At 46.6% G+C, this 24357-nt stretch carries 19 protein-coding genes and 1 riboswitch; of the genes, 1 reads left to right on the top strand and 18 read right to left on the bottom strand.

What is annotated here, in order from left to right; genetic code table 11:
* Positions 1–112: 112 nt before the first annotated feature.
* The 15 genes from der to dnaE form a co-directional block, all read right to left on the bottom strand.
* A complete protein-coding gene (gene der, locus IWT5_RS10435) occupies positions 113–1420 on the bottom strand; it encodes a ribosome biogenesis GTPase Der (RefSeq protein WP_089109899.1) in 1308 nt (435 codons plus the stop codon).
* Between the two features lie 133 nt (positions 1421–1553).
* Entirely contained in the window at positions 1554–2810 is a 1257-nt protein-coding gene (rpsA, locus tag IWT5_RS10430) for a 30S ribosomal protein S1 (protein WP_089109898.1), read from the bottom strand.
* 79 nt (positions 2811–2889) lie between these two features.
* The gene (cmk, locus tag IWT5_RS10425) at positions 2890–3576 is read right to left on the bottom strand and encodes a (d)CMP kinase (RefSeq protein ID WP_089109897.1); all 687 of its coding nucleotides are present in this window, start codon (positions 3574–3576) and stop codon (positions 2890–2892) included.
* Positions 3577–3595: 19 nt separating this feature from the next.
* Positions 3596–4249 carry a LysM peptidoglycan-binding domain-containing protein gene (locus IWT5_RS10420; protein WP_089109896.1) on the bottom strand — a complete coding sequence of 218 codons (654 nt, stop codon included), beginning with the start codon at positions 4247–4249 and terminating at the stop codon, positions 3596–3598.
* An 84-nt stretch (positions 4250–4333) separates the two neighbouring features.
* Positions 4334–5797, bottom strand: a complete 1464-nt coding sequence (locus IWT5_RS10415) for a RecQ family ATP-dependent DNA helicase (protein WP_089109895.1) — start codon at positions 5795–5797, stop codon at positions 4334–4336.
* The gene (locus IWT5_RS10410) at positions 5784–6824 is read right to left on the bottom strand and encodes a helix-turn-helix domain-containing protein (RefSeq protein ID WP_089109894.1); all 1041 of its coding nucleotides are present in this window, start codon (positions 6822–6824) and stop codon (positions 5784–5786) included. The genes IWT5_RS10415 and IWT5_RS10410 overlap by 14 nt, the downstream gene beginning before the upstream one ends.
* A 348-nt stretch (positions 6825–7172) precedes the next feature.
* On the bottom strand, positions 7173–7760 hold the full coding sequence (locus IWT5_RS10405) for an ECF transporter S component (RefSeq protein ID WP_089109893.1): 588 nt from the start codon (positions 7758–7760) through the stop codon (positions 7173–7175).
* A gap of 108 nt (positions 7761–7868) precedes the next feature.
* A riboswitch (FMN riboswitch) is annotated at positions 7869–7991 on the bottom strand.
* 55 nt (positions 7992–8046) lie between these two features.
* Complete coding sequence (locus IWT5_RS10400; protein WP_089109892.1) at positions 8047–8775, bottom strand: pseudouridine synthase; 729 nt, start codon at positions 8773–8775, stop codon at positions 8047–8049.
* 4 nt (positions 8776–8779) lie between these two features.
* Positions 8780–9367: an SMC-Scp complex subunit ScpB gene (gene scpB / locus IWT5_RS10395; RefSeq protein WP_089109891.1), complete on the bottom strand. Its 588-nt coding sequence runs from the start codon at positions 9365–9367 to the stop codon at positions 8780–8782.
* On the bottom strand, positions 9364–10119 hold the full coding sequence (locus tag IWT5_RS10390; RefSeq protein WP_089109890.1) for a segregation and condensation protein A: 756 nt from the start codon (positions 10117–10119) through the stop codon (positions 9364–9366). The genes scpB and IWT5_RS10390 overlap by 4 nt, the downstream gene beginning before the upstream one ends.
* On the bottom strand, positions 10112–10468 hold the full coding sequence (locus IWT5_RS10385) for an N-acetyltransferase (protein ID WP_089109889.1): 357 nt from the start codon (positions 10466–10468) through the stop codon (positions 10112–10114). The genes IWT5_RS10390 and IWT5_RS10385 overlap by 8 nt, the downstream gene beginning before the upstream one ends.
* A gap of 20 nt (positions 10469–10488) precedes the next feature.
* Positions 10489–11376, bottom strand: a complete 888-nt coding sequence (gene xerD / locus IWT5_RS10380) for a site-specific tyrosine recombinase XerD (RefSeq protein ID WP_089109888.1) — start codon at positions 11374–11376, stop codon at positions 10489–10491.
* On the bottom strand, positions 11360–12262 hold the full coding sequence (locus IWT5_RS10375) for a CvfB family protein (RefSeq protein WP_089109887.1): 903 nt from the start codon (positions 12260–12262) through the stop codon (positions 11360–11362). The genes xerD and IWT5_RS10375 overlap by 17 nt, the downstream gene beginning before the upstream one ends.
* A gap of 213 nt (positions 12263–12475) precedes the next feature.
* Positions 12476–14233 carry a pyruvate kinase gene (pyk, locus tag IWT5_RS10370; RefSeq protein ID WP_089109886.1) on the bottom strand — a complete coding sequence of 586 codons (1758 nt, stop codon included), beginning with the start codon at positions 14231–14233 and terminating at the stop codon, positions 12476–12478.
* Positions 14234–14439: 206 nt separating this feature from the next.
* Positions 14440–17817: a DNA polymerase III subunit alpha gene (gene dnaE / locus IWT5_RS10365; RefSeq protein WP_089109885.1), complete on the bottom strand. Its 3378-nt coding sequence runs from the start codon at positions 17815–17817 to the stop codon at positions 14440–14442.
* Between the two features lie 120 nt (positions 17818–17937).
* On the opposite strand from dnaE, the gene IWT5_RS10360 reads away from it, so the two are divergent.
* Positions 17938–18135, top strand: a complete 198-nt coding sequence (locus IWT5_RS10360; RefSeq protein ID WP_089109884.1) for a YjzD family protein — start codon at positions 17938–17940, stop codon at positions 18133–18135.
* Between the two features lie 51 nt (positions 18136–18186).
* Here the strand turns inward: IWT5_RS10360 and clpB are convergent, their stop codons facing one another.
* From clpB to pepT, 3 genes are all read right to left on the bottom strand, one after another.
* A complete protein-coding gene (clpB, locus tag IWT5_RS10355; RefSeq protein ID WP_089109883.1) occupies positions 18187–20802 on the bottom strand; it encodes an ATP-dependent chaperone ClpB in 2616 nt (871 codons plus the stop codon).
* Positions 20803–20916: 114 nt separating this feature from the next.
* Complete coding sequence (locus tag IWT5_RS10350) at positions 20917–23037, bottom strand: DNA topoisomerase (protein WP_089109882.1); 2121 nt, start codon at positions 23035–23037, stop codon at positions 20917–20919.
* 73 nt (positions 23038–23110) lie between these two features.
* Complete coding sequence (pepT, locus tag IWT5_RS10345) at positions 23111–24349, bottom strand: peptidase T (protein ID WP_089109881.1); 1239 nt, start codon at positions 24347–24349, stop codon at positions 23111–23113.
* Positions 24350–24357 lie beyond the last annotated feature (8 nt).

The following is a 24357-nucleotide window of genomic DNA, read 5'->3' as shown; positions in this document are numbered from 1 at the left end:
CCTATCATAGCAAGGTTTTTTGCGGTTTATGCCCAATAAAAGTGCTAAAAAGGCCATTTTTTCCGTACAAACCTGAAAAATGGGCGTAAAACACGCTAAATCAACGTCTGGTCTACTTCCGGTGACGTTCGATCAAATGAATTGGTGTCCCAGAAAAATCGAAGTGTTCACGAATTTGATTTTCAAGATAACGTTCGTATGAAAAATGCATTAAGTCCGGATCATTAACAAACAGAACAAATGTTGGTGGCTGGATGGCTACCTGAGTCGCAAAGTAAACCCGTAATCGACGGCCATTATCGTTTGGTGTCGGATTCATCGCAATGGCATCCATAATGACTTCGTTCAACGTCGATGACTGAATCCGCTTAGCATGATTACCAGCAACCGTCTTGATCATTGCGGGTAACTCACCCAAACGTTGATGCGTCTTGGCTGACACAAATACGATTGGCGCGTAAGCCAGATACAGAAATTCTTCTCTAACGTGAATTTCAAAATCGTGCAGCGTTTGGTTATTTTTCTTCAGCGTGTCCCATTTGTTGACCACAATAATGATCCCACGACCAGCTTCATGTGCGTAGCCAGCGACCCGCTTATCCTGTTCGCGAATCCCTTCTTCGGCATTCAGCACAAACAAGACAACGTCGGAATTATCAATGGCTTTCATGGCCCGCATCACACTGTATCGTTCAGTGTTCTCGTAAACTTTCCCCCGTTTTCGAATCCCAGCGGTATCGACCATCGTGAATTCGGTATCGTCAGCAACGAACTTCGTATCGATGGCATCTCGAGTGGTACCGGCAATTTCTGACACGATCACCCGTTCTTCACCAAGCAAGGCGTTAACAAGCGATGATTTACCAACGTTTGGCCGGCCAATCAAACTGAAGCGAATACTATCATCTTCCACTTGACCTTCTTTATCAGGGAAAGCCTTCACGACAGCATCCAACAAGTCACCAAGGCCTAATCCGTGGGCGCCTGAAATAGGATACGGATCCCCAAAACCTAATGAGTAAAAGTCGTAAATATCTTGACGCAGTTCCGGATTATCAGCCTTATTAACGGCTAAAACAACCGGTTTGTCAGCGCGGTAGAGAATTTGAGCCACTTTATCATCAGCATCGGTAATACCCTCTCGGACGCTGACCACAAAAACGATCACGTCGGCTTCGTCAATAGCCACCTCAGCTTGTTGCGTAATTTGTTTTAAGAATGGTTCATCGCCCATGTCAATACCACCGGTATCAATCATGCTGAACGTGTTACCAAGCCATTCACCGTGCGCATAAATCCGGTCACGGGTAACACCTGGCGTATCTTCAACGATGGAAATTCGATCCCCAGCAATCCGGTTAAAAATAGTTGATTTCCCGACGTTGGGGCGCCCTACAATAGCGATTGTTGGCATACTCATACAACATCCCTCTTTTCTGTCTTTAAGTTATCACGGTTTAATCACAACAAAAATGTCATTTTGAAACTGGCATTCCGTTCCAAAATGACATTTTTAAGTTAATGAAAATTTCTGTTTTGAAACATTGATTTGATTACTTGTTGTCTGAATCTGCGTCCTTTTGGGCGTTCTTCAGTTGGTCACCGATCAAATCACCTAAGGTAAAGCCTGCATCGTCATCGTCAGTAGACATTTGAGTAGGTGCGGCTTGCTTTCTTGGTGCACGTTGCTTTGGTTGTTGTTCATGGTCGTCACTGCCAGCTGGCTTTTCTTTCAAAGCTTTGATTGAAAGTGCTAAACGGTGAGCATCTGGATGAACTTCAAGAACCTTGACCTTAACCTTTTCACCAGTTGATAAAACATCGTTTGGTGTCGCAATGTGTTCATGTGCGATTTGTGAAATATGAACCAGGCCTTCAACGCCAGGGAATACTTCAACAAAGGCACCGAAACTGGTCAGACGCTTAACAGTTCCTTCAAGAACTGCGCCTTCAGGAGCTTTTTCTTCAATACCATCCCAAGGTTCTGGTAAGGTCTGCTTGATTGAAAGTGAGATCCGGTTACGATCTGGGTCAACTGATAAGACTTTTACCTTAACATCTTGGCCAACCTTCAAAACATCTGCTGGCTTTTCAACACGTTCGTAAGCAATTTCAGAAACGTGAACCAACCCATCAACACCGCCAAGGTCAACAAAGGCACCAAAGTTAGTCAAACGAGCAACTTTACCTTCAACTGTTTCGCCAGCCTTGATTGTGCTCATGATTTCTTCGCGCTTAGCAGCCTTTTCTTGTTCAACCAATGCACGGTGAGACAAGATCAAACGGTTTTCACTAGGTTCGATTTCAATAATCTTAAAGGTCAACGTTTCACCCTTAAACTGGTTCAAGTCTTCAACGAAGTGATCGCTGATCATTGAAGCAGGTACGAAACCACGAACACCAGCATCAACAACTAAGCCACCCTTAACCACTTGGGTAACAGGGGCTTCGATTGTTTCACCAGCTTCATACTTCTTTTGGATTTCGTCCCAAACTTTACGGGCTTCAAGGCGACGAACAGATAGTAAGTAACTGCCGCCTTCCTTGTCGTTACCAATTTTTGAGATAACAACTAAATCAAGGGTGTCACCAACCTTAATGACATCGTTGATATCTGAAACAGGTTTAGTTGAAAGCTCTTTTTGTGGTACCACACCTTCGATACCGGTGCCTTCGATACCAACGATAGCTTGTTTGTCATCATCAATGGCCAATACTTCACCCTTAACGACATCACCAACATTCACCGTTTCAATGCTATTTAAAGCATTTAATAAATCGTTGTTCTCATTGTTATTGTTTTCACTCATACGAACTTTTCCTCCTTGCGACAACTCTAACTTACATTTTATCCGAAAATTGTCAATATTACCAGTAGCTTGGCAAACTTTATGCGAATTCTTTTTGTTTTTTCACAATGATGTCACTAATTTTGTCCACAACCTCGTCAATTGATAACGAAGTCGTGTCTAATCGAATGGCATCTTCTGCCTGCGTTAAAGGTGAAATCGCCCGGGTCGAGTCTTTATGGTCCCTAGTCTGAATTTCATCACGTAACACGTCCATTGGGGTGTGAATGCCCTTTTCGGCATTATCTTTAAACCGCCGTTGGGCCCGTTCCTCAACACTAGCGACGAGAAAAATCTTAACTTCGGCTTTTGGTAACACTGAAGTCCCAATATCACGGCCATCCATAACAATACCGCCAGCCTCGGCAATTTGGCGTTGCCGTTCGGTCAAATCTTCGCGGACGGTTCCCTGGGCAGCCACGGTTGAAACGTTATTGGTCACGTCAGGCTGACGAATGGCCATCGTTACCTCTTGACCATCAAGAAAAACTAATTGTTCGGGATTTCCCGGTTTAAATTCAATTTGAGTTGTTTTTAGCATTTCAGCTAAAGCAGCTGCATCATCCAACGCAACGTGTTGCTGCATCGCCTTTAAAGTCACCGTTCGATACATGGCACCGGTATCACAATAGACATATTTAAACCGGTGCGCAATCTTTTTGGCCACCGTACTTTTCCCAGCAGAGGCTGGCCCATCGATTGCAACTTGTAGTTCTTTTTTTGACATTTTTTCCACCTGTATCAATTTATTTGACGCGAAGTTTTTCCCCTGGTGTCAGCGTCTTATTCCCAGATATACCATTCAACTGTTTTAACCGTTCAACGGAGATCCCGTTGTTGACAGCCACCCGGTAAAGGCCCTGACCCTGACCAACGGTAGCGTACTTTGCACCGGAAGCCGAGCTGGTTGAACGTTGCGAAGACGTCGCCTTTTCAGGGTTTGAATGATTGCTTTGCTGTTTAGCTGTGTTTGAAGCATTGGTTTGCCGTGCCTGCGTCTCTGAACTCGCCTTTGACTCCGCTGCAACGCTGTCTTCATGTGCTTTCGAACTTGAATCAGCTGACGCTTTTTTAGCAGCAGCCGACGAAGCTGCCTTCTCAGATGCAGATTTGGCAGCTTTTTTGCGGGATGTTTGGCTCACAGAACTCGTCTGCTCACTGGAAACACGCATTGAATTATCGGGTTTGTTCATTGCACTTTGACGGGCCAGACCATAGATCAATGACCCCACCGCAATGATAATAATAATAGCAACTAAGATAATCGTGATCAATCGATTATTATGACTTTGTCGATGACGCTTAGTACGTGACAAATTACCTTGAGCATCACGGTCGTCCCCAAACGACTGATCCCAAGGTTTTGTTTCAGATGATTGATCGCCTTTTTTTGGATCCATCATGTAACCTCCTCAAAAACTTTCATTACGAATTGTACCATAGCTGGCGCTGGAGTGGGAACTTTTTTAAACGGCGCTGGTCACTTAACCGTTAAGATTAAAGAGCTGCTGGAGAATAAATTGCCACCCAGCTGAACGCTGATTAATTGGGTCACCCTTTTGCCGTTTAGCTGGCGTATCAAGTAACCCCAGTGTGGCGAAATCCACCGCGGGTTCTTCACTGCTGCAGCAATGGACAGGTTTTTCATCATCACCAGCAGTCTGATTAAAATATTGCCAAATATACTGCCGTTTACAAGCTGGTGTGCGGACGTAGCCCATCATCTTTCTTAACGCAGTGAGGCGCTGATCACGCCGTGCAGCAAAGCTTTGCTGCACCTGTTCTTCACTAAAATGATGTTGCTTATAAAACCAAATTAAATTTGCCTTATCATCACCAGCCACCCGTGGTGCAGCCTGCTGGAAGTAGTAATGAATTTCATTTTCCTGTGGGACGGTCGCCTCACTTAAAAATTGAGCGATCTGTTCATCACCCGGCTGATAAAGAAGGATTGCCACACTCTGCTGACCATCTCGGCCAGCTCGGCCAATTTCTTGCCAATAGGATTCAAGGTCACTTGGGACGTGGTAATGCACCACAAACCGCACATTATTCTTATCAATGCCCATCCCAAAGGCACTGGTCGCACAGATGACATCCAGCTGATCCTGCATAAACTGCTGCTGGATCTTGAAGCGGGTCTCGGGATCTAAATCAGCATGATAAGCAGCGACACTGCAAGGCGTCTTAGCCGTCAGCAACTCAGCCATTTCATTGGCCTTCTTTTTACTGGAAAAGTAAATCACCCCTGGTTTCTTTAGGCTCGAAACCAGTTCGATCAGACGGTCATCTTTATCCACTCGGGCTTCAAAAGTTTCAACGTTCAAAAAGATATTGGGACGGTCTACCGGCTGAACAATTTCGCTTGCTTGCGGCAACTGTAATTTCTGCTTGATATCGTTTCTGACCTGCTTAGTGGCTGTGGCTGTCGCCATTAAAGTTAGCGGATCGTTCAGTTGGTGCCTAATTCGCCCCAATAGTAAGTACTCCGGCCGAAAATCTGGGCCCCAAGTTGAGATACAATGGGCTTCATCAATCACCAAAAGGCCCACCTGCGTGGTCTGAAAAGCACTAAGAACTTGGTCTTGGCTAAGCATTTCCGGTGACACAAATAAATACCGGTACGCCGCCAAATGCCGCAGGATTTCCCTTTTTTCTGGATAAGTCATCAAAGAGGTTAACGCAGCTGCCCGCTTTTCGCCCTTGACATTCAGGGCGGTCACTTGGTCTTGCATCAGCGAAATCAGTGGTGAAACAATCAGCACCAATTGTTGGGTCACCACGCCATAAAGTTCATAAATTAAAGTTTTCCCGGCCCCCGTTGGTAGAACAGCCAGCGTATCATGACCGCCTGTTAGCGCCGTCAGTGCTTCAAGCTGACCCGGTCGAAATTGGCTGAAGCCAAACCGTTGTTTTAGCGCTTGGTAAAGTTGTTCAGTGGTTATCATCAGTTGACTTGCTCCTTAAGATCTCCAATAGCCGAAATTGCCAAAAATCAATCGGCAGATCTTCAACTTGTTTAAACTGCCACGCGTCCAGCGGTGTTTTGGCTAATCGCTTTTCCATTTCAGCCACCAGTTCTGGCTGTAAAACTCGCTGGAAATCAAACTGGCCTTTGGGCAACATGATCGCCGCCTCAAGCAAATGTTCTCGAACGGTACTCAGCTTCAACGACCGCTGTTGGCTGATTTTCTCCAATGTCGTGCCTGCCAGATAGCTTTGCAACGTCTGCTGGGCACTGGCACTGACGAGTGGTTGATTTAACCCCATCAGCAAGCTTTTAATACTGTCAGCCTCACAATCAGAAATCCGCTTAGCCAACTGACAAATCAAGTCGGTAACGATCACTTTAGCTTCAGACTCACTGACCTTAAAATCATGGGCGATCTGCCCCAGTGTTTCTCCCGGCCGCTGATGGCCAACGAGCATTCGGCTCATTAACAAGGCCTGCTGTTCTGGCAGCTGCGTAAAAAAGACCGTCCAAAAAGTATTGAATTCAGCCTGCAACTCTTGTCGATGGAACCGATGAAACCAATGCTTAATAAATTGTTTGACCTGCCAAGTCACTTGAAGCGGATAATACTGGTGATTTTGATAGCTTTGTTCAGAAACAACCTGAGTGGCTAACAGCAATCGTTGCCAAAGAGTAGCTGTATCAATCACTAGCCTCACGCTGAAGTATTTAGGCTGATAACGGCCTTGCATCAAGTTCTGCCATGATTGAATGCCCTGAGGCGTTAAAGTCGCGTTTGTTTGGTCAAGCTTCACGTCGCCTCGACTTTGTAAGTCGGCAACAGCACGATTCATTTCGTCGCGGCTAAGCTGCTTCTCGTAGCCTAACCAAGGGAGTTGCTGATAGCGCATCCCCCAATACAGCGTGGAAACCGTTCGTTTACCCACTAAAATATTCTCGATAACACGTAGGCGTCTTGGAGCCGTTGGTGATAAAAACAACATTAATTGCTGTGCATCCATGCTCGCTACGCCCCTTCGCTCATTATTCTGAATTCATTTTCCCACACTGAAATTTAGCTGTCTAGTAGGGAAAGGCTGTGAAGCAACTCGGTAGATTCCAGAATATAACAGCAAACGACGTCATTCCGATGGGTTTTATCGGGATGGCGTCGTTTGCTGTTATATGGCCGGAATCTGAGTTGTAGAGCAGATTAAGGCTATATTGAAGTAATGAACTAAAGCCAATTTTAGAATGTGGGTGCATCAAGAAATCAAATTAAATCCTTATCGATATAAACTTATGGGACATCTACTATAAAAGGATGGCAATGAGCCATCCTTTTAATCAATTTGATTTTAAATTTGAACCTAGAGTAAGTCCGATTGCTGTTCTAAAAACGACTTCATTCGTTCAGTGATGAGGACGAACACGGCACCGACCAGAACACCCTTGATCAGGTTAAACGGAATCACACCAAACAATAACATTTGTCCCAGCGGTACGGTGATCTTCATGTGCAGCACTGCCATGTAAACGGGAATCAAAACCGTCACGTTCAGTAACGCCATAATGACGGACAAGCTGATTGTTCCTGCAATGGCACCGATAATTAACCGGGTCACCGTCTTGTATTTTTTAACGTATTTTAAAACGTAATAAATGGGTAGCATAAAGCTGACCGAAGCAATGAAGTTGGCCGCAACACCGATGAAGTTAGCAATATCAACGCCGGTCAGCAACCAATACAGCAGGCCCTTAATGGCAGCAATCAAAATGCCACCCAAGGGGCCAAACATGATCATGCCCAATAAAATTGGAATGTCAGAAAAATCGACTTTCATGTATGGCACAAACGGTAAAATTGGAAACGAAATGAAGTAAAGTAAAAACGAGATACCGGCAAATAACGACATGACGACAACTTGGCGAATGCTGAATGGTTGACTATGTTCCATTAGATATACCCTCCAAAATGGGTCATCTTCAAATGAAAACGCAAACAAAAAGCCGGATTAATTTTCTCCAGAGGAAAATCAATTCGGTTTCACAATCATTTGTGTTAACCCAATCTTCTTTATACCAGACTTTACTGTCGGTTTCGGAGTTACACCGAATCAACTACTCAAACGAGTAGGTCACGGACTATTACCGCCGGTCGGGAATCGCACCCTGCCCTGAAGATGAACCACGTTATTTAATTAATTTAACCCAATTGTAAGGGGTAAACTTTAAAATTGCAAGTTAATTGTCTAGCTTAGCAACTCGTTTGAGTTCTTTGACTTCCTCAGGCTTCAGTTCACGGAACTCACCCGGCATAACACCCTTCAGCGTTAAAAACGCATAGGTTTCCCGCTTGAGTTTCATCACGGGGTGACCGATTGCTTGTAACATCTTCTTAACTTGGTGGTTTTTGCCTTCGTGAATCGTTAATGAAACGATCGCTGTTTTACGTTTGTCATCACTGGACAGCAGCTTTGAGTGCGCCGGTGCAGTTCGCTTCCCGTCAACACTGACACCCTTACGCAAGTTTTTCAGTTCTTCATTAGTCGGTACGCCTTCAACTTTGGCGACGTAGGTCTTATCCACTTCATACTTTGGGTGGGTAAGCTGATTAGCTAATTCACCATCGTTAGTCAGTAAGATTAACCCAGTGGTGTCATAATCCAGCCGACCGACTGGGTAGACGCGTTCTTTAATCTCATCATCTAGCAAATCAATCACAGTTTTCCGGTGCTTATCATCAGAAACCGTTGAAACCACTTGCCGCGGTTTATTCATCAAAATGTAGATTGGCATCTCTGTTTGAATCGGCATTTCATCCACGGTGACCTGGTCATGTTTACCGACCTTAACACCTAGTTCAGTCACCGTCTGGCCGTTAACCTTAACGTGACCGGACGTGATCAATTTTTCTGAGCTGCGTCGTGAAGCAACGCCAGCGTGTGCCATAACTTTTTGCAATCTTTCCATGTAATTAATTATCCTCCGAGTTTATCTGTTGGTTGAACCGTTTCAAAAACAAGTCACTGTTCTGTTCATCATCTGCCGTCGTTTGTGCTTCTGGCAAGGGTGGTAAATCACCCAGCTGCTTAAGCCCAAAATAGTCGGTAAAGTAATCTGTTGTCTTATAGAGTTTAGGACGGCCGGGGCCCTTTTTACGGCCGGCTTCAGTAATCAGCTGCCGCAGCAATAATTTGTTTAACGTCCCTGAACTTTGCACCCCGCGAATCTCATCGATCTCAATTCGGGTGATGGGCTGATTATACGCAATAATTGCTAAAACTTCTAGTGAAGCTTGGGAAAGCCCCGTAGAACTAGGCGCTTCAAAATACTGACTGACAACGCTGGCCAGCCCTTCCTTAGTTGCTAAGCGAACCGTATCGTTACTCTCTAAAATGACCAGTGCGCAATCTGGATCACTGGCATACTTCTGATTTAACTTCGATAATGACTGTTTGACTGCGGGCACCATCGAATCCGTTAAGTTAGCTAATTCCTGAATCGTTAAGCCTGATTCGCCACTAACAAACAGCAGTGCCTCTAATTGTTGTATCTTACTCATTTATCTTCTCCCAAATTGGCCGGTTTAACGGTAATCGGCATCACTCGGCTTGGCTGATCCACAGCAATTTCGTGCTGCTTAGTCATTTCTAGTAACGCCAAGAAAGTCGTGACCAGTTCTTCCTTATTCGGTTTTTGATCAAATAACTGGCCGAAAGAGACTGCCACGCGGACCTTGCTGAGCTTAAATCGCAACGTATGGATCTGACCCTTGACGGTATACTGTTCATCCTGAATCAACCGCATGGGCAATTCCGGCTGACGCTGACGTTGCGTTAATTCAACTAAGACCCGTTGAAGGTCCTTAGTGGTCAATCCAGGGGCCAATTTACCAAGCTTGACGCCGGCTGGCACCGCCATTTCCGGTCTGGTATAAAATTTCTGTCGCGCTGCTGCCTGCTTTTTAAACCAGCTAGCCGCTAGTTTATAACGTTGATACTTCACCAGCCGATTAACCAAATCTGCTTGCATTTCTTCCAGGCTTGGCTCGTCGTCTTCTTCTACCGGCGTTTCTTCCACCGGCAGCAACAGTTTGGCTTTCATCTTCATCAACGTCGCCGCCATTACGAAATAATCGCCGGCCACGTCGAGCTGATGATCCTGCATTTGCCGTAGTGCTGTCATGTACTGATCGGTGATCGACACAATGGGAATGTCGTAAATATCGATGGCAGCTGATTTGATCAAATGCAATAGTAGATCCAGTGGACCTTCAAAGTCTTGCACGTGAATCAAAACAGGCTGTTCACTCATGGCTAGCCTCCCATTTGGCAACGATTCCGGTAGTCTCAAGTGTTCCCATGATTCGCTGTTCTGGATACATGTCCTGCAACTCATCTAAAATCGTGTTGGTTTGATCATTGTTTCTCACCGCCGGCGTCAAAGCAATCAGGCGAATCACGACGAAATGAGGCCGCAGTTCGACGCCAACAATCCCAGAAAAGTCCTGATTAACGTCCTTCCACAAGAGGAGCTGTCTGGCATCACTGTTTTGATACCACTGCAGTTCGGCCTGCAGCCGGTCGATTTTTTTTAATGCGGGTGCAAAAGAGAGCAACCCCATTGCCACTTTTTCATAATCATTTCGATATTTAAGCAACAAGTTAAATCCCCCCCGTAACGTTACGCTCTTGGATGAGCTTTACGATAAACTTCTGTTAAATGTTTCTTGGAAATATGGGTATAAATTTGGGTCGTTGAAATATCGGAATGTCCTAATAGTTCCTGAACGATCCGCAAATCGGCACCATTTTCTAAAATATGAGTGGCAAATGAATGCCGCAGCGTATGCGGCGTCACGTGCTTACGGATACCTGCAACACTCACGTAATGCTGAATTTTCTGCCAGATACTCTGGCGGCTTAAACCACTACCGTGAGCGTTTAGAAACAGATACGGCGAGCTGCGCTGTTTTAATAGCAACGGCCGACTCTGGTTCAAATACCGATTGATCCATTCAATGGCCACATCGCCGATTGGAATAATGCGTTCCTTATTCCCCTTACCAAGGGTCTGAATAAGTCCCATTTCAAGGTGCAATTCGCCCATTTTTAGATGGACCAGTTCACTGACCCGCAACCCCGTCGCATACATCACTTCTAAAATGGCGCGGTCGCGAATCCCGTACTTATTAGTGGTATCCGGCGCAGCCAATAGTGCATCTACCTCAGCAACCGTCAGGACTTGTGGCAGTGGCCGGCCCTTTTTCGGTGCCTTCACCTCTGCCATCGGGTCAACGGTCAGCTGATCATTTTGAACCAAGTACTGGAAAAAGTGACGCAGAGTTGAAACCATTCGCGTCACACTGTTCCGGGCTTTGCCACTCGTTTGTTGTTGTTTCAAAAATTGCAGGACAGTCAATTGATCCACTTTAGCCAAATCTGAGAGCTGCTGCGCATCTAAAAACTGGTGAAATTCTTTTAGGTCCTGACGATAAGAACTGATCGTATTGGCAGTTAACCCACGTTCAATCCTTAAATCATGCAGAAAGTCCTCAATCTGTTCGTCCATTCTGATCACGTCCCGCTTCAGTCAGCCATAAATAACCATCATGCTGTTCAGCAAACCGCTGTTTCATCAAATGACCCACTGCTCGTTTGAATTGTCCCTTACTAATCCCAAAGTAATCTTTGATGTCAGCAGGATCACTCTTATCAGTGAAAGCCACCTTACCTTCAGGCGCATGTTGTAGCGTTGCCAGCAACATCAAGGCATCCTCAGGGATAGCTTCGTAAGCCCGTGGCCGCAAGGATAATTTTAACGTGCCATCAGGATATTGGCTGATAACCCGCGCATTCAGCTGTTGGCCTAACCGTGGTTCTTGATCACGTTCTTCAGGTGGAATGAAGCCCAAATTATAGTCAGCTGTCAGGACCATCGTCCCGGTCATTTTTAGCCGGTAAGCAGTTGCGACAACGTCTTTGTTTGTGAGCTTAGTCGTCACTGGTTGTGAAATGGCCCGGTACAGTGCTTCATCACCTAAATCACCCCACATACGGCCCTTTTTATCCAGCGTGATCGACAGCATCAAGCGGTCGCCGCGTTGTGGCCAAAGTCCAGCAATCTCTGGCAGGTTATCCAGTGAAACCACAATATCCTTATTGGGCAAACCAATATTGACGAATACGCCAAGGCTATGCTGAACCCGAACCACTTCGCCAAAGCCATAATGATCCACTTGAACCTTTGGTGCGTCACGTGTGATCTGTAACTGGTGGGTCTCGTTTTCGTAAGCAAATCCCTTAAACTGGCTGCCCAGCTTCAACGGCTTTTTGATCTCAGCCTTATCCAGTCGAAAGGTCAAGCCATTGTTCTGTACGAAATATTGTTTGTCATTTTCATCAGTTACCTCGCCGCTAATAATCCGGCCGAGTAACTGGGTTAACTCATTATCCATTTTTAGTATCCCCGTTCGTTCACTTATATTACACATCTTTTGACATTATCGCACATATTGACCGGCGGTGGTAGTTTATTCTGAATTGGTCGGCTTTAACTGTTTCGCTGTGTAGACCAATGCACGCTCGAAAAGGTGAGAAACGCGCTTCAGCCAATAAAAAAAGTCCAGCCCGCGGGCTAGACTTTTTCAATATCAGCTTAATTCAGTTGATTAAAGTGCGTTTGAAGCACCGTGGTAAACAACACCGCGACGTGAGTCAACAGTAATCAATTCACCATCAGAGATCTTTTCTGAGGCACCTTCAGCGCCAACGATAACTGGAATCCCCATTGAGATACCAACTACGGCTGCGTGTGAAGTTAAACCACCGTTTTCAACGATAACGGCGCTAGCCTTTTCGATAGCTGGCAAGTAGTCTTTGTCAGTGTTCTTAGTAACCAAAACACTGCCTTCAGTAGTCTTGCTGTTAGCTTCTTCAGCGTTGTTTGCTAATACGGCTTTACCAATAACAGTGTCATCACCGACACCTTGGCCGCGTACTAACTTTGAACCGATCAATTGAACCTTCATCAGGTTAGTTGTACCGCGTTCGCCAACGGGAACACCGGCAGTGATCAAGATCAAGTCGCCTTCCTTAGCTAAGCCGGTTTCAACAGCTTTAGCAGCTGCTAAATCAAACATAGCATCGGTGTTAGCTGGCTTTTCAGCAACGATTGGGTAAACACCCCAGTTAACCATCAAACCACGACGGGTACGGTCATCGAAGGTAACGGCCAAGATGTTAGCATCTGGACGGTACTTGCTGATCATACGAGCAGTGTAGCCTGATTCAGTAGCAGCAACGATGGTCTTAACACCCAGGCTCTTAGCAACACGGGCAACTGAAGCACCAATTGATTCAGTAACGTCAGCGTTAGCTAAGTCCATGTGGTCAGTACCAAAGTCCTTCAAAGCATTTTCAGCCTTGATGTCGATCCGGTTCATAGTTGAAACGGCTTCTACTGGGTATTCACCGTTAGCACTTTCACCAGAAAGCATGGTTGCATCAGTACCATCAAAGACGGCGTTAGCAACGTCAGATGCTTCGGCACGAGTAGGACGTGGGTTTTCTTGCATTGAATCCAACATTTGAGTAGCAGTGATAACTGGCTTGCCCAAAACGTTGCACTTACGGATCAAGTGCTTTTGTACCAATGGTACGTTTTCAGTTGGAATTTCAACACCCATGTCACCACGAGCAACCATCAAACCATCAGAAACTTTGATGATATCGTCAAAGTTGTCGATACCTTCTTGTGATTCGATCTTAGGGAAGATTTGAACGTGTTCCATGTGCTTTTCTTCCAATAATTCACGAATGTCCATAACGTCTTGTGGCTTACGAACAAATGATGCAGCGATAAAGTTGATTTCGTGATCCAAACCAAAACGAATATCAGAAGCATCTTTTTCAGTGATACCAGGTAAGTTGATTGAAACGCCAGGTGCGTTAACACCTTTACGTGAACCAAGGACACCATCGTTTTGCATGGTACCAACTAATTCTTTGTTTGCATCGTCTTTTTCATCAACAACCATGTCAAGCAGACCATCGTCGAATAAGACGTGACCGCCAACACTAACGTCGTCGAATAAACCAGGATAGGTGACCGCGATCTTGTCCTTAACACCTTCTAAGGAATCATCCATAGAAATCCGGAGCTTATCACCAGTGTGGTACTGGATCTTACCGTCTTTTTGAACAGTAGTCCGAATTTCAGCACCCTTAGTATCAAGCATGATACCAACAGTCTTGCCAGTAATCTTTTCAGCTTCGTGGACGTTATTCAAACGGCCTAAATGTTCTTCATGGTCACCATGAGAAAAGTTAAACCGGAAAATGTTAGCGCCGGCCTCAATAAGCTTTACGATTGTGTCGACATCGGTACTAGCTGGACCAAGTGTACTTACGATCTTGGTTTTCTTCATAAGAAAAATCTCTCCTTTGAGTTTAGGACGATTTCAATTTAAGCAATCATGTGATTGCTATCACAATTAAAACAGTCCAATTTGGAATCCGTTTGTTATTTTAGCACTTTTCAAATTTATTGTCTGCTGTGTTTTTCGAAAAACTATACATTTCCGTCATAAAAGCGTTTTCATGCCCTTTTTGGCCTAAATTTTTACCCCAAACTCTAATGTTTTAATTGCAACACTACATTATGGTGACCCAAAATTTGCTCTAATGGTTGCACTAATTGCTCATTGGCTGGCAACCAAAATTGCTGGCTTAAAATGCGTTTGCTGTCATCCGCTACCCGGTAAATAATCACTGGCGTCTGCCCGTGATGTGCGTTTAAAAAGGCGGTTAGCTGTTTCATCGTGGCTTGTTCATCCGCTTGTGCCGTCAGTCTCAAAAACCAGCGGGCACCCTGCAACTCTTTAGCCGTTGACCCTTCAATTTTTGACGGTTTTAACGCCGCTGCTTGCGTGACCGCATCCGCCACGACCTGTAGACTGCCACGGTTCGTTTCAACTTTACCGGTCACTAAGATCACCTGCTCTTTTGCCAGCCAAGTGGCAATCTGGCGATAGGTATTAGGAAAAACGGTAATGCTGGTTTCGCCGGTAAGATCACTGGCGGTTAAAAACGCCATTTGATCACCGCGTTTAGTCCGGATGGTCCTGACACGAGTCACATAGACCACTAGCGTGACGTGCTGATCCACACTGAGATCACCGATGGCAACTGCCCCGCGCTGCAAAGCCAGTTTGCTGTATTGTTCCACGGGATGGCCCGACAGGTAAGCGCCCAGGTATTCGTTTTCTTTTGCCAGCCGTTCAGTTAACGAAAAATCGGGCTGATGGCTGATTTTGGGGGCCAGTGCTTCAAACAGATCCATGCTGCTGCCGCTTAATTCCACACTGCTTAAAAATTCCGGCAAGCTGGCAATTAATTCGGCACGATTATAGCCAAACGTATCAAAGGCCCCGGAATATATCAGCCCCTCAATTAAATCTTCCTTTAGCCATTTCGGATCAAGCCGCAAAAGAAATTGATGCAGTGACTGAAAATGACCATTGGTCTGCCGTTCCGTCATGATACTTTGGAGCAGATCTCGGCGCATCCCTTTGATTGAGGCTAAGCCAAAGCGAATCTGGTTGTTCTCCAGTCGGAAATACGCCCCGCTGTAGTTAATGTTAGGGGGCAAAATGGTCACTTGATGACGTTTGGCCTCCATTAGGTACAGTTTAGTTTTCGCGCTGTTATTCAAAACGGAATTCAGCAGTGCCGTGAAAAAGGCTGCTGGATAATGCGCTTTCAGGTAAGCTAATTCAAAGGCCATTTTACTGTAAGCCACCGCGTGAGACCGGTTAAAACCGTAATTAGCAAACCGGTCAATATAATCAAAGGTGGCTTCGGCAACGTTAGCTGCATGACCCTTAGCTACCGCTCCTTCAATAAAGCGTTTCCGCATGGCTTCCATCGTGGCTTTTTTCTTCTTGCTCATGGCCCGCCGCAGTAAATCGGCTTGCCCAAGGGTAAAGCCGGCCATTGCCGAAGCCACTTGCATGACTTGTTCCTGGTAAACGATGATGCCATAAGTCGGGGCTAAGATGGTCTTTAAAGAAGCATCCGGATACGTCACGGGTTCCTGATTGAAGCGCCGTTTGATGAAGTGGTCAATGTTTTCCATTGGCCCCGGCCGGTATAAGGCGTTAACAGCTGCAACTAGTTCAAAGGTATCGGGGCGTAACCGTCTTAACACGTTTTTGATCCCGCTAGATTCGAATTGAAAGACGCCGTTGGTATCGCCCCTTTGAAACAGGGCTAGAGTTGCCGGGTCATTGAGATCGATCTGGCTGATCTTTAGCGGCTTGCCAGTTTGGACTTGAACGTACTTTAAGGCTGCTGCCAGCAAACTCAAGTTGCGCAATCCCAGAAAGTCCATTTTCAGTAAACCGACCTGTTCAACGTAGTCCTTCGTGTATTGCGTCATCAACATGGTTTCTGAACCGTTTTGAACCGGTACGATATCGGTCAATGGCTGGTCACTTAAAACCACCCCGGCGGCATGGGTTGAATAGTGGCGGGGTAAGCCCTCCAGTTTAGAGGCCGTCTCGAATAATAACTGATTTGTCGTGGAGTCTGAGACCAGGTTTCTTAGTGGCTGAGATTGCTTGTAGGCCTCTTTGAGTGAAATATGCAGCACACTAGGGATCGTCTTGCTCCATTCGCTCAAATCATAAGGCCGTAAACCGAACACTCGGCCAACATCACGAATGGCCTGTTTGGTTGCCAACGTCCCAAAGGTAATAATTTGTCCCACTCGCTCATGACCGTATTTTTGGTGAACGTATTCCAAAACTTCTTCTCGTCGGTTATCCGGGATATCTAGGTCGATATCTGGCATCTGTGCCCGTTCTTCGTTTAAGAAACGTTCAAACAGCAAATTGTATTGCAACGGATCAACATCCGTAATGCCTAAAACGTAGGCCACTAACGAACCGGCTGCGGAACCACGGCCTGGTCCAGTGGTGATCCCCGCCCGCTTAGTAAACTGCATGACGTCCCAAACAATCAGAAAATAGTCGTCAAACCCCATCCGGTCAATGACTTCCAGCTCATGGGTAAGCCGTCCTTCATAAGGTGCCGCATCCGTGATCTGATTTTCCTTTAATCGCCACTTCAACCCCACTTGGCACTGGGCTAACAAATAAGCCTTGGCCGGTTGCTGATCAGGCGTCTGAAATCGGGGTAACTGGGGGTGCTGAAATTTCAACTGGACTTGGCAGGCATTAGCGACGGCCTCGGTCCGCTGAGCAGCGGCTGTTAAGCCCAAACGATCGTACAAACTCGTAAATTCTGCTGCTGGCCGTAACCAGTATTGCCCCGTCTTCTTCTGAGCTTCTGCCAAATTGCTGATCGTCGTGCCGTCTTTAATGGCGTTTAACACGCCGACAGCAAACCGGTCATCAGCATCCAAATAACGGATATCCGGTAAAGCGACGACGTTCACCTGTGCATCCGCAGCTAACTTCGTCAGTAATTGCCGAACCGTTTCGGACTGCGTCGGCGCGATGCCAATCAATAAACTATGCTCATCGACCACCTGAGATAGACGGGCTAATAGTTGGTGAACATTGTCTTGTTCGCCTTGGTCTAACCAGTACTGCAGCTCACCTTCATGAGGTAAGATCACCATCAGGTCGGAGAGCCACTGTTTGACCTGTGCCACAGTAACCGGTTCACGATCGGTTCTGGTTTGAATAAAGGATGAGATCGCCATTAAATGCTGGTAGCCCGCTTGATTCTTTGCTAGCAGAATCATGGGAAATGCCTGTTCAGTCGCAAAGATTCCTGCCAAATCAGCCGTTAGGCCAATAATGGGCTGCACGTCATATTTTTGACACAGTTGATAAAAAGCGACCGTCCCGTACATGACGTTGCGGTCAGTAAGCGCCAATGCCTGATAACCTCGCTGGGCAGCAGTCTTAACCAGCTCTTCCAGTTGGTTGGTGCTTTGCAGCAGACTGTAGCTGCTGATGACTTGTAATGGAACAAACGCCATGATCAATCGGCTTCCTTTCTCGTTAATCTTCCGTTTACCATTATAACAGAGTGTCTCATTTTAAAGCTTTCATTTTGGCTGGTATTATGCTAGAATTTCTTTGATTGCGAGGTGTCTACAATGAAAACTTTAGAAGCAAACCTGGTTGTTATTTTTTGGGCAATCATTTTTGGTGAAGTCATTGGTTACATTGGCGGTCAATTGGAAGTCATGACTTACGTACCCGCACAGATCGGTGTCGTAGCAGTCATCGCTGCCTTGATTTTCACCAATGGTGTCAAATTAGTTTCAAACTCAGATACAAAAGCGAACAAATAATAACGACAAAAAAACGGCGGTTCCTGATTGGGAGCTGCCGTTTTTTTGTCGTTATTTTTGCTGATCTTGGTTCGGCCGGGTATTAAAGGTTAAACCATTCCCCTCAGAATTTAATCCGAGTTCAACCGTATCTTGAGCAGTGACTTGACCACCAATGATCAGCTTAGCTAATGGGGTCTCGACTAGGCTGGTAATGGTCCGTTGCAATGGCCGCGCACCATAAGCCGGCAAATAACCGCGCTTGGCTAGCCAGTTCGTGGCCGCAGGCGTGATCGTCAATGCAATCTGCTGTTCAGCCAACCGGTTAGAAAGCCGCTGAATCAGCTTGCCCACGATCTGTTCAACATCCGCCATGGTCAATGGTTTAAACATGATCGTATCATCGATCCGGTTTAAGAATTCCGGTTTGAATGACCGTTGCAGTAAACTAGCAACCTGTTTCTTGGCATCGTCAGCAATCTGGCCTTGATCATCCGTCCCTTCCAACAAAAGATCTGATCCCAGATTAGAAGTCATAATCAGTAACGTGTTCTTGAAGTTTACCGTTCGACCTTGGCTATCAGTCAAACGGCCATCATCCAACACCTGCAGTAAGATGTTGAAGACGTCTGGGTGAGCCTTTTCAATTTCATCAAATAAGACGATGGCATACGGGTGTCGTCGAACAGCCTCGGTCAGCTGGCCGCCTTCTTCATAGCCGATGTAGCCTGGCGCTGCCCCGACTAACCGGGAAACGGATTCCTTCTCCATGTACTCAGACATATCGATGCGAACCATTTCGTCCTCGGAATCAAACAGGTTTTCAGCTAAGGCCTTCGCAAGTTCCGTTTTACCCACCCCAGTAGGCCCTAAGAACAGAAATGAACCCAGTGGTTTACTTGGATCCTGTAAGCCTGCCCGTGAACGTAATACGGCGTCTGACACCGCTTGAACGGCTTCATCTTGACCAATCACGCGGTGATGCAGGTTATCCGCTAAATGCAGCAGTTTTTCCCGTTCAGTGGCCACCAAGCGATTAACGGGGATTCCCGTCATTTTAGCGACCACTGCGGCGATTTCTTTTTCAGTGACGGATTCTTCCACCAGCCAGTCACCAGAATGATCCTTATTTTCCATCGCTGCTAATTCTTTTTTCAGTTGCGGAATGGTGCCGTGTTGCAGAACCGCCGCTTTATCCAAATCATATTGGGCTTCAGCATCGTTTAACTCACGGTTAGCTTGATCCAGCTCCGTTTTCTTCTTGCTTAGGGCATCTAGCGACTGTTTTTCGTCTTCCCAGCGCGCATTCAAGTTGCTGACGGTTTCTTTCACGTCGGCTAACGTCTTTTGAACTTCTTTCAAACGGGCCTGTGACGCCTCGTCGGTCTCCTGCTTTAAAGCCGCTTCTTCCACCTGCAGGCGCATCTGCTGCCGCCGTGCCCGGTCCAGTTCCGTTGGTGCTGAATTCATGGCCACCCGAATCGAAGCTGACGCCTCATCCACCAGGTCCAGCGCTTTATCTGGCAAATAGCGGTCGGTAATGTATCGGTCGGATAATTTAGCCGCTGCTACCAAGGCGTTATCGTGGATTCGCACGCCATGATGGATTTCGTAGCGTTCCCGCAGACCCCGTAAAATAGTAATGGTGTCTTCAACGGAAGGCTCTGCTACAGCGACCCGCTGGAACCGGCGTTCAAGGGCCCGATCCTTTTCCATGTACTGCCGGTATTCATCCGTCGTCGTGGCCCCGATCAAATGCAGTTCACCACGCGCCAGCATGGGCTTTAGGAGATTACCGGCATCCATACTGCCTTCGCTCTTGCCAGCACCCACGATGTTATGAATTTCATCAATAAACATGATGATGTCACCATTGGACTTCTTAACCTCGTTTAAGACGGCTTTTAACCGTTCCTCAAATTCACCCCGGTACTTAGCACCGGCAATCAGCGATCCCATATCCAGTGAGAAAATGGTTTTGTTTTTCAGGTTTTCTGGCACGTCGCCGCGGGCGATTCGTTGTGCTAAGCCTTCAACGATCGCCGTTTTCCCAACGCCGGGTTCACCGATCAAAACCGGGTTATTCTTGGTTTTCCGGGAAAGGATCCGCGTTACGGTCAAAATTTCTTCATCCCGGCCAATAATGGGATCCCGCTTACCGCTACGCATGGCTTTAACCAAGTCCGTCCCGTATTTTTCGAGCGCTTGAAAACCCTCTTCTTGATTTTTAGACGTGATTTTTTCACCTCCACGAATTTCAGTGACTTTATTTTTGACCTGCTGAAGGGTCAAACCCTGTTCATTTAGATAATCCCCGAAGCGACTGCCGCTCATTTGCACGACGGCAATAATCAAGGTGTCACTGGCAATATACTCATCGTCCAAGTCTTTACGGACCTCATCGGCTTTTTGCAGCAAGCGGTATAGATCTGGTGACAGATTTTGACCATACGTCACGTTTTGACCTTCAACCTCACTGATTTGATCAATTTCGTGATCCAGTTCAGCGTTGAGCTGATCCATATTCAGGCCAAGCTCACTAAAAATCTGTCGGTCCAGCTGACCTGGCTGAATCAAAAATTTAAAGAGGTGGGAGACACCGATGGATTGCTGCTTGCGATTAACGGCAATCTGCTGGGCTTCCGCAATCGCATCGGTCACTGACTGCGTTAAAATGTCTGGGTTCATTAAACGATCATCATCCTTTACTTATTTGGCTGAATTTTGCCTTTGACTTTCGTCCATTCTAGCATACGTTTCACCGAAAATAAAAATGTTTTGACCTTTTTTGACCAAAGTATTTTAACGGGCTTTTCGCCGGGTTTTGGTTGGCTTTTGGAAGACGTCAGCCGCTGGTTTAAAGCCCCAGAATTTATGGCCGCGATAGGTTTGCTGGGCAAGTTTGCCATGAACGGCCATTTCCTTGCCCCGCTTAGTTTTAATTTGAAAGTGGATTTCTTTTCCAGCCAACAGGTCGGCAACTTCCTGTTCGGAAAAGTGATGGCCGCCCCAGACTTGGTTGAAATTCACTTCTTTACCACTGGCAGTTTGACCACCCGTTTTCGCCTTTTTAGGATAATGCTTGACCAGTTTTTCGGGATCACCCAAATTAACTTTCAGTTTATCAGCGTTCGCAACCATGATCGGTAAATCGTGGTTCACCGTCTGGGTCGCGGTGGTCAGCAGTTCCGCCGGGGGTAATTTAAACGCACCCACTTGTTCCATCAGGTCCATTAACCGCTTAGTGGCATTGGTACTGCTAATAATCGTCCCTTCGGTGAGAATCGCGGAAATCGTGCCCGTATTGGTCATGGATAAAAATCCCCGCCGTTCTTTCATTAATGCGGTCGTCCCTGCGGTGATCTGCGATAAGGTCGATACCCGCGTTGCCCCAGTGCCAATATTGTGGTGCTGTAAATAGTTCATTAGCCACTTCATGGTTGGTTTCACCGGTTTCTTATTGGCACCTTCAAAAATGAACGGTGACGCGGTTTGCCCTAACTGCTTCTTAGTCGCTTCACCCGCTTCATCCGTATCACTGATTTGACGGGAACTATCAAAGATTAATTTATAATTCAAAGCTACTGGCACGTTGAAGGCTGTCTTAAACGCCGGATAATCCTTCAGCTCCGCCGTTGTGTGGTCAAATTGGTAATCTTCCCCCAGCATGGCCAGGTAGTTCTTGGCGACAACTGAATAAATGGCCGGCCCAGCTTTACCGTACTTGGCTAAACTGCTTAGTGAACTAGGCACTTTTTCACCGGGACGGTTGGCCCCATGGTCAACACTGCCGTTAGTGACGTGAGTAAACCGTGGTTCACGGTGCGTCAGCAGTTTTTGATCCACGTCGACCACTGCCGCAATCTTAGGCACTAATGGCAGTAGTTGATAGAACTGTGCCATGGAGATTTTTGAATCATCCGTCCGCGGATAGCTGACGATTTTGGCTTCATACATTTTTTGATAAGTACTCAGTACTTCCTTAGCGCTATAGCCCTTGGGCGCCAAAATTGACGCCAAGTTTGACAGGTCCAATAACTTCGGTGGTGCCGAGTGGCGCCGGACCGTCTTAACGTTGGTAATGGCACTTTCGTGGTACTGCTCCAGCTCGTGTTTGGCATCAGCCTGTTTTTCATGACGCCACTTAGCTGCTTCGTCCTCATCTTTAAAATGACGGGCGAAAACGTGCTCCGCGTTGTCTTGAAACTTCACTTCATAGAAGGGCTTGCGTTTGTAATTTTTAATAGCCATTAACTGTTCGTAAACATGGCGCACCATGAGCGACTTTAACCGCCCCTCACGGACCACTTTCACCGGATAACCCGCCTGCTTTGTCACCGTGGTGGCGATCCGGGTCAGCTGCATGGACAGAAAGTCCCACTTGCTGCGGGCATCGGACTTTAAGTAATCTCCATCCTGCATTTGGCTTGTGATCGATTTGATCTCACGAAAACCGCTTTGAATCGAACGGGCTTCTTCATCCGCAAAGTACAGCCGCTTGACTGGTTTTTCCCATTTAATCGCGTTAATGATCTCCCAGGCCAGCAGTTCACCTTCCCCGGACGGATCCACATCGGTAGCGATGACCATCACATCGCAATCGGCCACCGACTTTTTGATCTCGGCTAAATCCGACTTGGTGGATTTTTTCCGGCCCGTTCGCGGATTCTTGGCCATGATCGGCCGTTTCTCCCAGCTAAAATCGTTAACTTGCCAGGGCAGGTGTTCCAGTTTCCAAGAACGGTACTGGGCCGCTTTATCCGCTGGCACCTGTTCCTTAGGATCAACGAATTCCATCAAATGGCCATGGGAATGAACGATTCGGTACGTTTGTCCTTCAAACTCCCCGCTGGTACCGCCCAAAGCACTCGCAAAGTTCTTAGCCGCACTGGCCTTCTCACATAATATGGCGTACTCCGTCATTGTGTAACGCTCCTTATAAGTGAAAAAGAGTTTTAGCAGCCGTCTTTAACTGTTAAAGCTCTTTTTGACTGGATTATGCTTGTTCAGCATTTAATTGAATCATTTTTAAAATCACGTCCGTAGCTTTAGCCATGGTCTGCTCCGAAACAAATTCAAACCGGCCGTGCATGTTTTCACCGCCAGCAAAGATATTCGGCGTCGGCAGGCCTAAGAAAGAAATCTTAGACCCATCCGTTCCGCCCCGCACTGGTGCGATATCCGGTTTAATTCCTAATTCGGTCATCGCTTTTTTAGCCAATTCTACCACGCTCATATCTTTTTCGATAATCTCACGCATGTTGTAATACTGGTCTTTAAGGGTGACTTGCACCGTCTGGTCACCATACTTAGCGTTCAACCGATCTGCAATACCCGCAAACAGCCGTTTACGGTCTTCGAACTGCTGCCGGTCATGGTCGCGGATAATGTAACTCAAATCAGCCGTATCAACGTCGCCACTCATTTTATACAGGTGGAAAAAGCCCTCTCGTCTAGCCGTCTTCTCGGGTCGGTCATGTTCCGGTAAGGCATTATGAAAATCGATTGCCAACTGGTTAGCATTGACCATGGTATCCTTAGCTGAACCTGGGTGAACGTTGGTCCCAGTAATGTGTACCCGGCCATCCGCTGCGTTGAAGGTTTCGTATTCCAACTGCCCCAGCGGTCCGCCATCAACGGTATACGCAAAGTCCGCACCAAAATCCTGCACGTCAAAATGATCAGCACCAGTCCCGATTTCCTCGTCTGGTCCTAAGCCAACCTTGATGGTGCCATGTTTAACTTCTGGATGAGCCGTTAGGTAAGCCATGGCGGTCATAATTTCAGCCACCCCGGACTTATCGTCTGAGCCTAATAACGTTGAGCCGTCTGTGGTAATCAGTGTTTGACCCGCGTAATTTAAGAGGTTAGGGAACACCTTGGGATCCAGCACATATTTTCCAGCTGGGTCCAACGGAATCACCGAATGCCCATCGTAGTTTTCAACGATCTGCGGGTGGATATCCTGGCCGTTAAAGTCGGCCGTATCCACGTGGGAAATGAACCCAATCGTTGGTACCTGCCTATCAAGATTGCTGGGCAACGTGGCAAAAACGTAGCCGCTAGGCGCGCTGACGTGAACATCAGTCAACCCGATCTGGTTCAGTTCGGCGGCCAGCGTCTTCAAAAAATCGACTTGACTTTGAGTGGACGGAACGGTCGTGCTCTCTTCATCAGAGCGGGTTTCAACTTTGATATAGGTCAAAAAACGTGGTACTAAGTCATCGTATTGCATGTCATCGT

This window comes from Secundilactobacillus mixtipabuli (assembly GCF_002217925.1).
GTDB lineage: Bacteria > Bacillota > Bacilli > Lactobacillales > Lactobacillaceae > Secundilactobacillus > Secundilactobacillus mixtipabuli.
Note: the sequence above shows the minus strand (reverse complement) of the source record. Positions and strands in the feature narration are given on the sequence as shown.

Excerpts from the sequence above, each read along its gene's own strand:
- IWT5_RS10400 (WP_089109892.1), bottom strand. The coding sequence starts at position 8,775 with ATGGAAAGATTGCAAAAAGTTATGGCACACGCTGGCGTTGCTTCACGA.
- clpB (WP_089109883.1), bottom strand. The coding sequence starts at position 20,802 with ATGAACCCAGACATTTTAACGCAGTCAGTGACCGATGCGATTGCGGAA.
- xerD (WP_089109888.1), bottom strand. The coding sequence starts at position 11,376 with ATGGACGAACAGATTGAGGACTTTCTGCATGATTTAAGGATTGAACGT.
- pyk (WP_089109886.1), bottom strand. The coding sequence starts at position 14,233 with ATGAAGAAAACCAAGATCGTAAGTACACTTGGTCCAGCTAGTACCGAT.
- IWT5_RS10415 (WP_089109895.1), bottom strand. The coding sequence starts at position 5,797 with ATGATAACCACTGAACAACTTTACCAAGCGCTAAAACAACGGTTTGGC.
- dnaE (WP_089109885.1), bottom strand. The coding sequence starts at position 17,817 with ATGGCGTTTGTTCCATTACAAGTCATCAGCAGCTACAGTCTGCTGCAA.
- IWT5_RS10360 (WP_089109884.1), top strand. The coding sequence starts at position 17,938 with ATGAAAACTTTAGAAGCAAACCTGGTTGTTATTTTTTGGGCAATCATT.
- IWT5_RS10420 (WP_089109896.1), bottom strand. The coding sequence starts at position 4,249 with ATGGATCCAAAAAAAGGCGATCAATCATCTGAAACAAAACCTTGGGAT.
- IWT5_RS10410 (WP_089109894.1), bottom strand. The coding sequence starts at position 6,824 with ATGGATGCACAGCAATTAATGTTGTTTTTATCACCAACGGCTCCAAGA.
- pepT (WP_089109881.1), bottom strand. The coding sequence starts at position 24,349 with ATGCAATACGATGACTTAGTACCACGTTTTTTGACCTATATCAAAGTT.
- der (WP_089109899.1), bottom strand. The coding sequence starts at position 1,420 with ATGAGTATGCCAACAATCGCTATTGTAGGGCGCCCCAACGTCGGGAAA.
- rpsA (WP_089109898.1), bottom strand. The coding sequence starts at position 2,810 with ATGAGTGAAAACAATAACAATGAGAACAACGATTTATTAAATGCTTTA.
- scpB (WP_089109891.1), bottom strand. The coding sequence starts at position 9,367 with ATGAGTAAGATACAACAATTAGAGGCACTGCTGTTTGTTAGTGGCGAA.
- IWT5_RS10375 (WP_089109887.1), bottom strand. The coding sequence starts at position 12,262 with ATGGATAATGAGTTAACCCAGTTACTCGGCCGGATTATTAGCGGCGAG.
- IWT5_RS10350 (WP_089109882.1), bottom strand. The coding sequence starts at position 23,037 with ATGACGGAGTACGCCATATTATGTGAGAAGGCCAGTGCGGCTAAGAAC.
- cmk (WP_089109897.1), bottom strand. The coding sequence starts at position 3,576 with ATGTCAAAAAAAGAACTACAAGTTGCAATCGATGGGCCAGCCTCTGCT.
- IWT5_RS10390 (WP_089109890.1), bottom strand. The coding sequence starts at position 10,119 with ATGAGTGAACAGCCTGTTTTGATTCACGTGCAAGACTTTGAAGGTCCA.
- IWT5_RS10405 (WP_089109893.1), bottom strand. The coding sequence starts at position 7,760 with ATGGAACATAGTCAACCATTCAGCATTCGCCAAGTTGTCGTCATGTCG.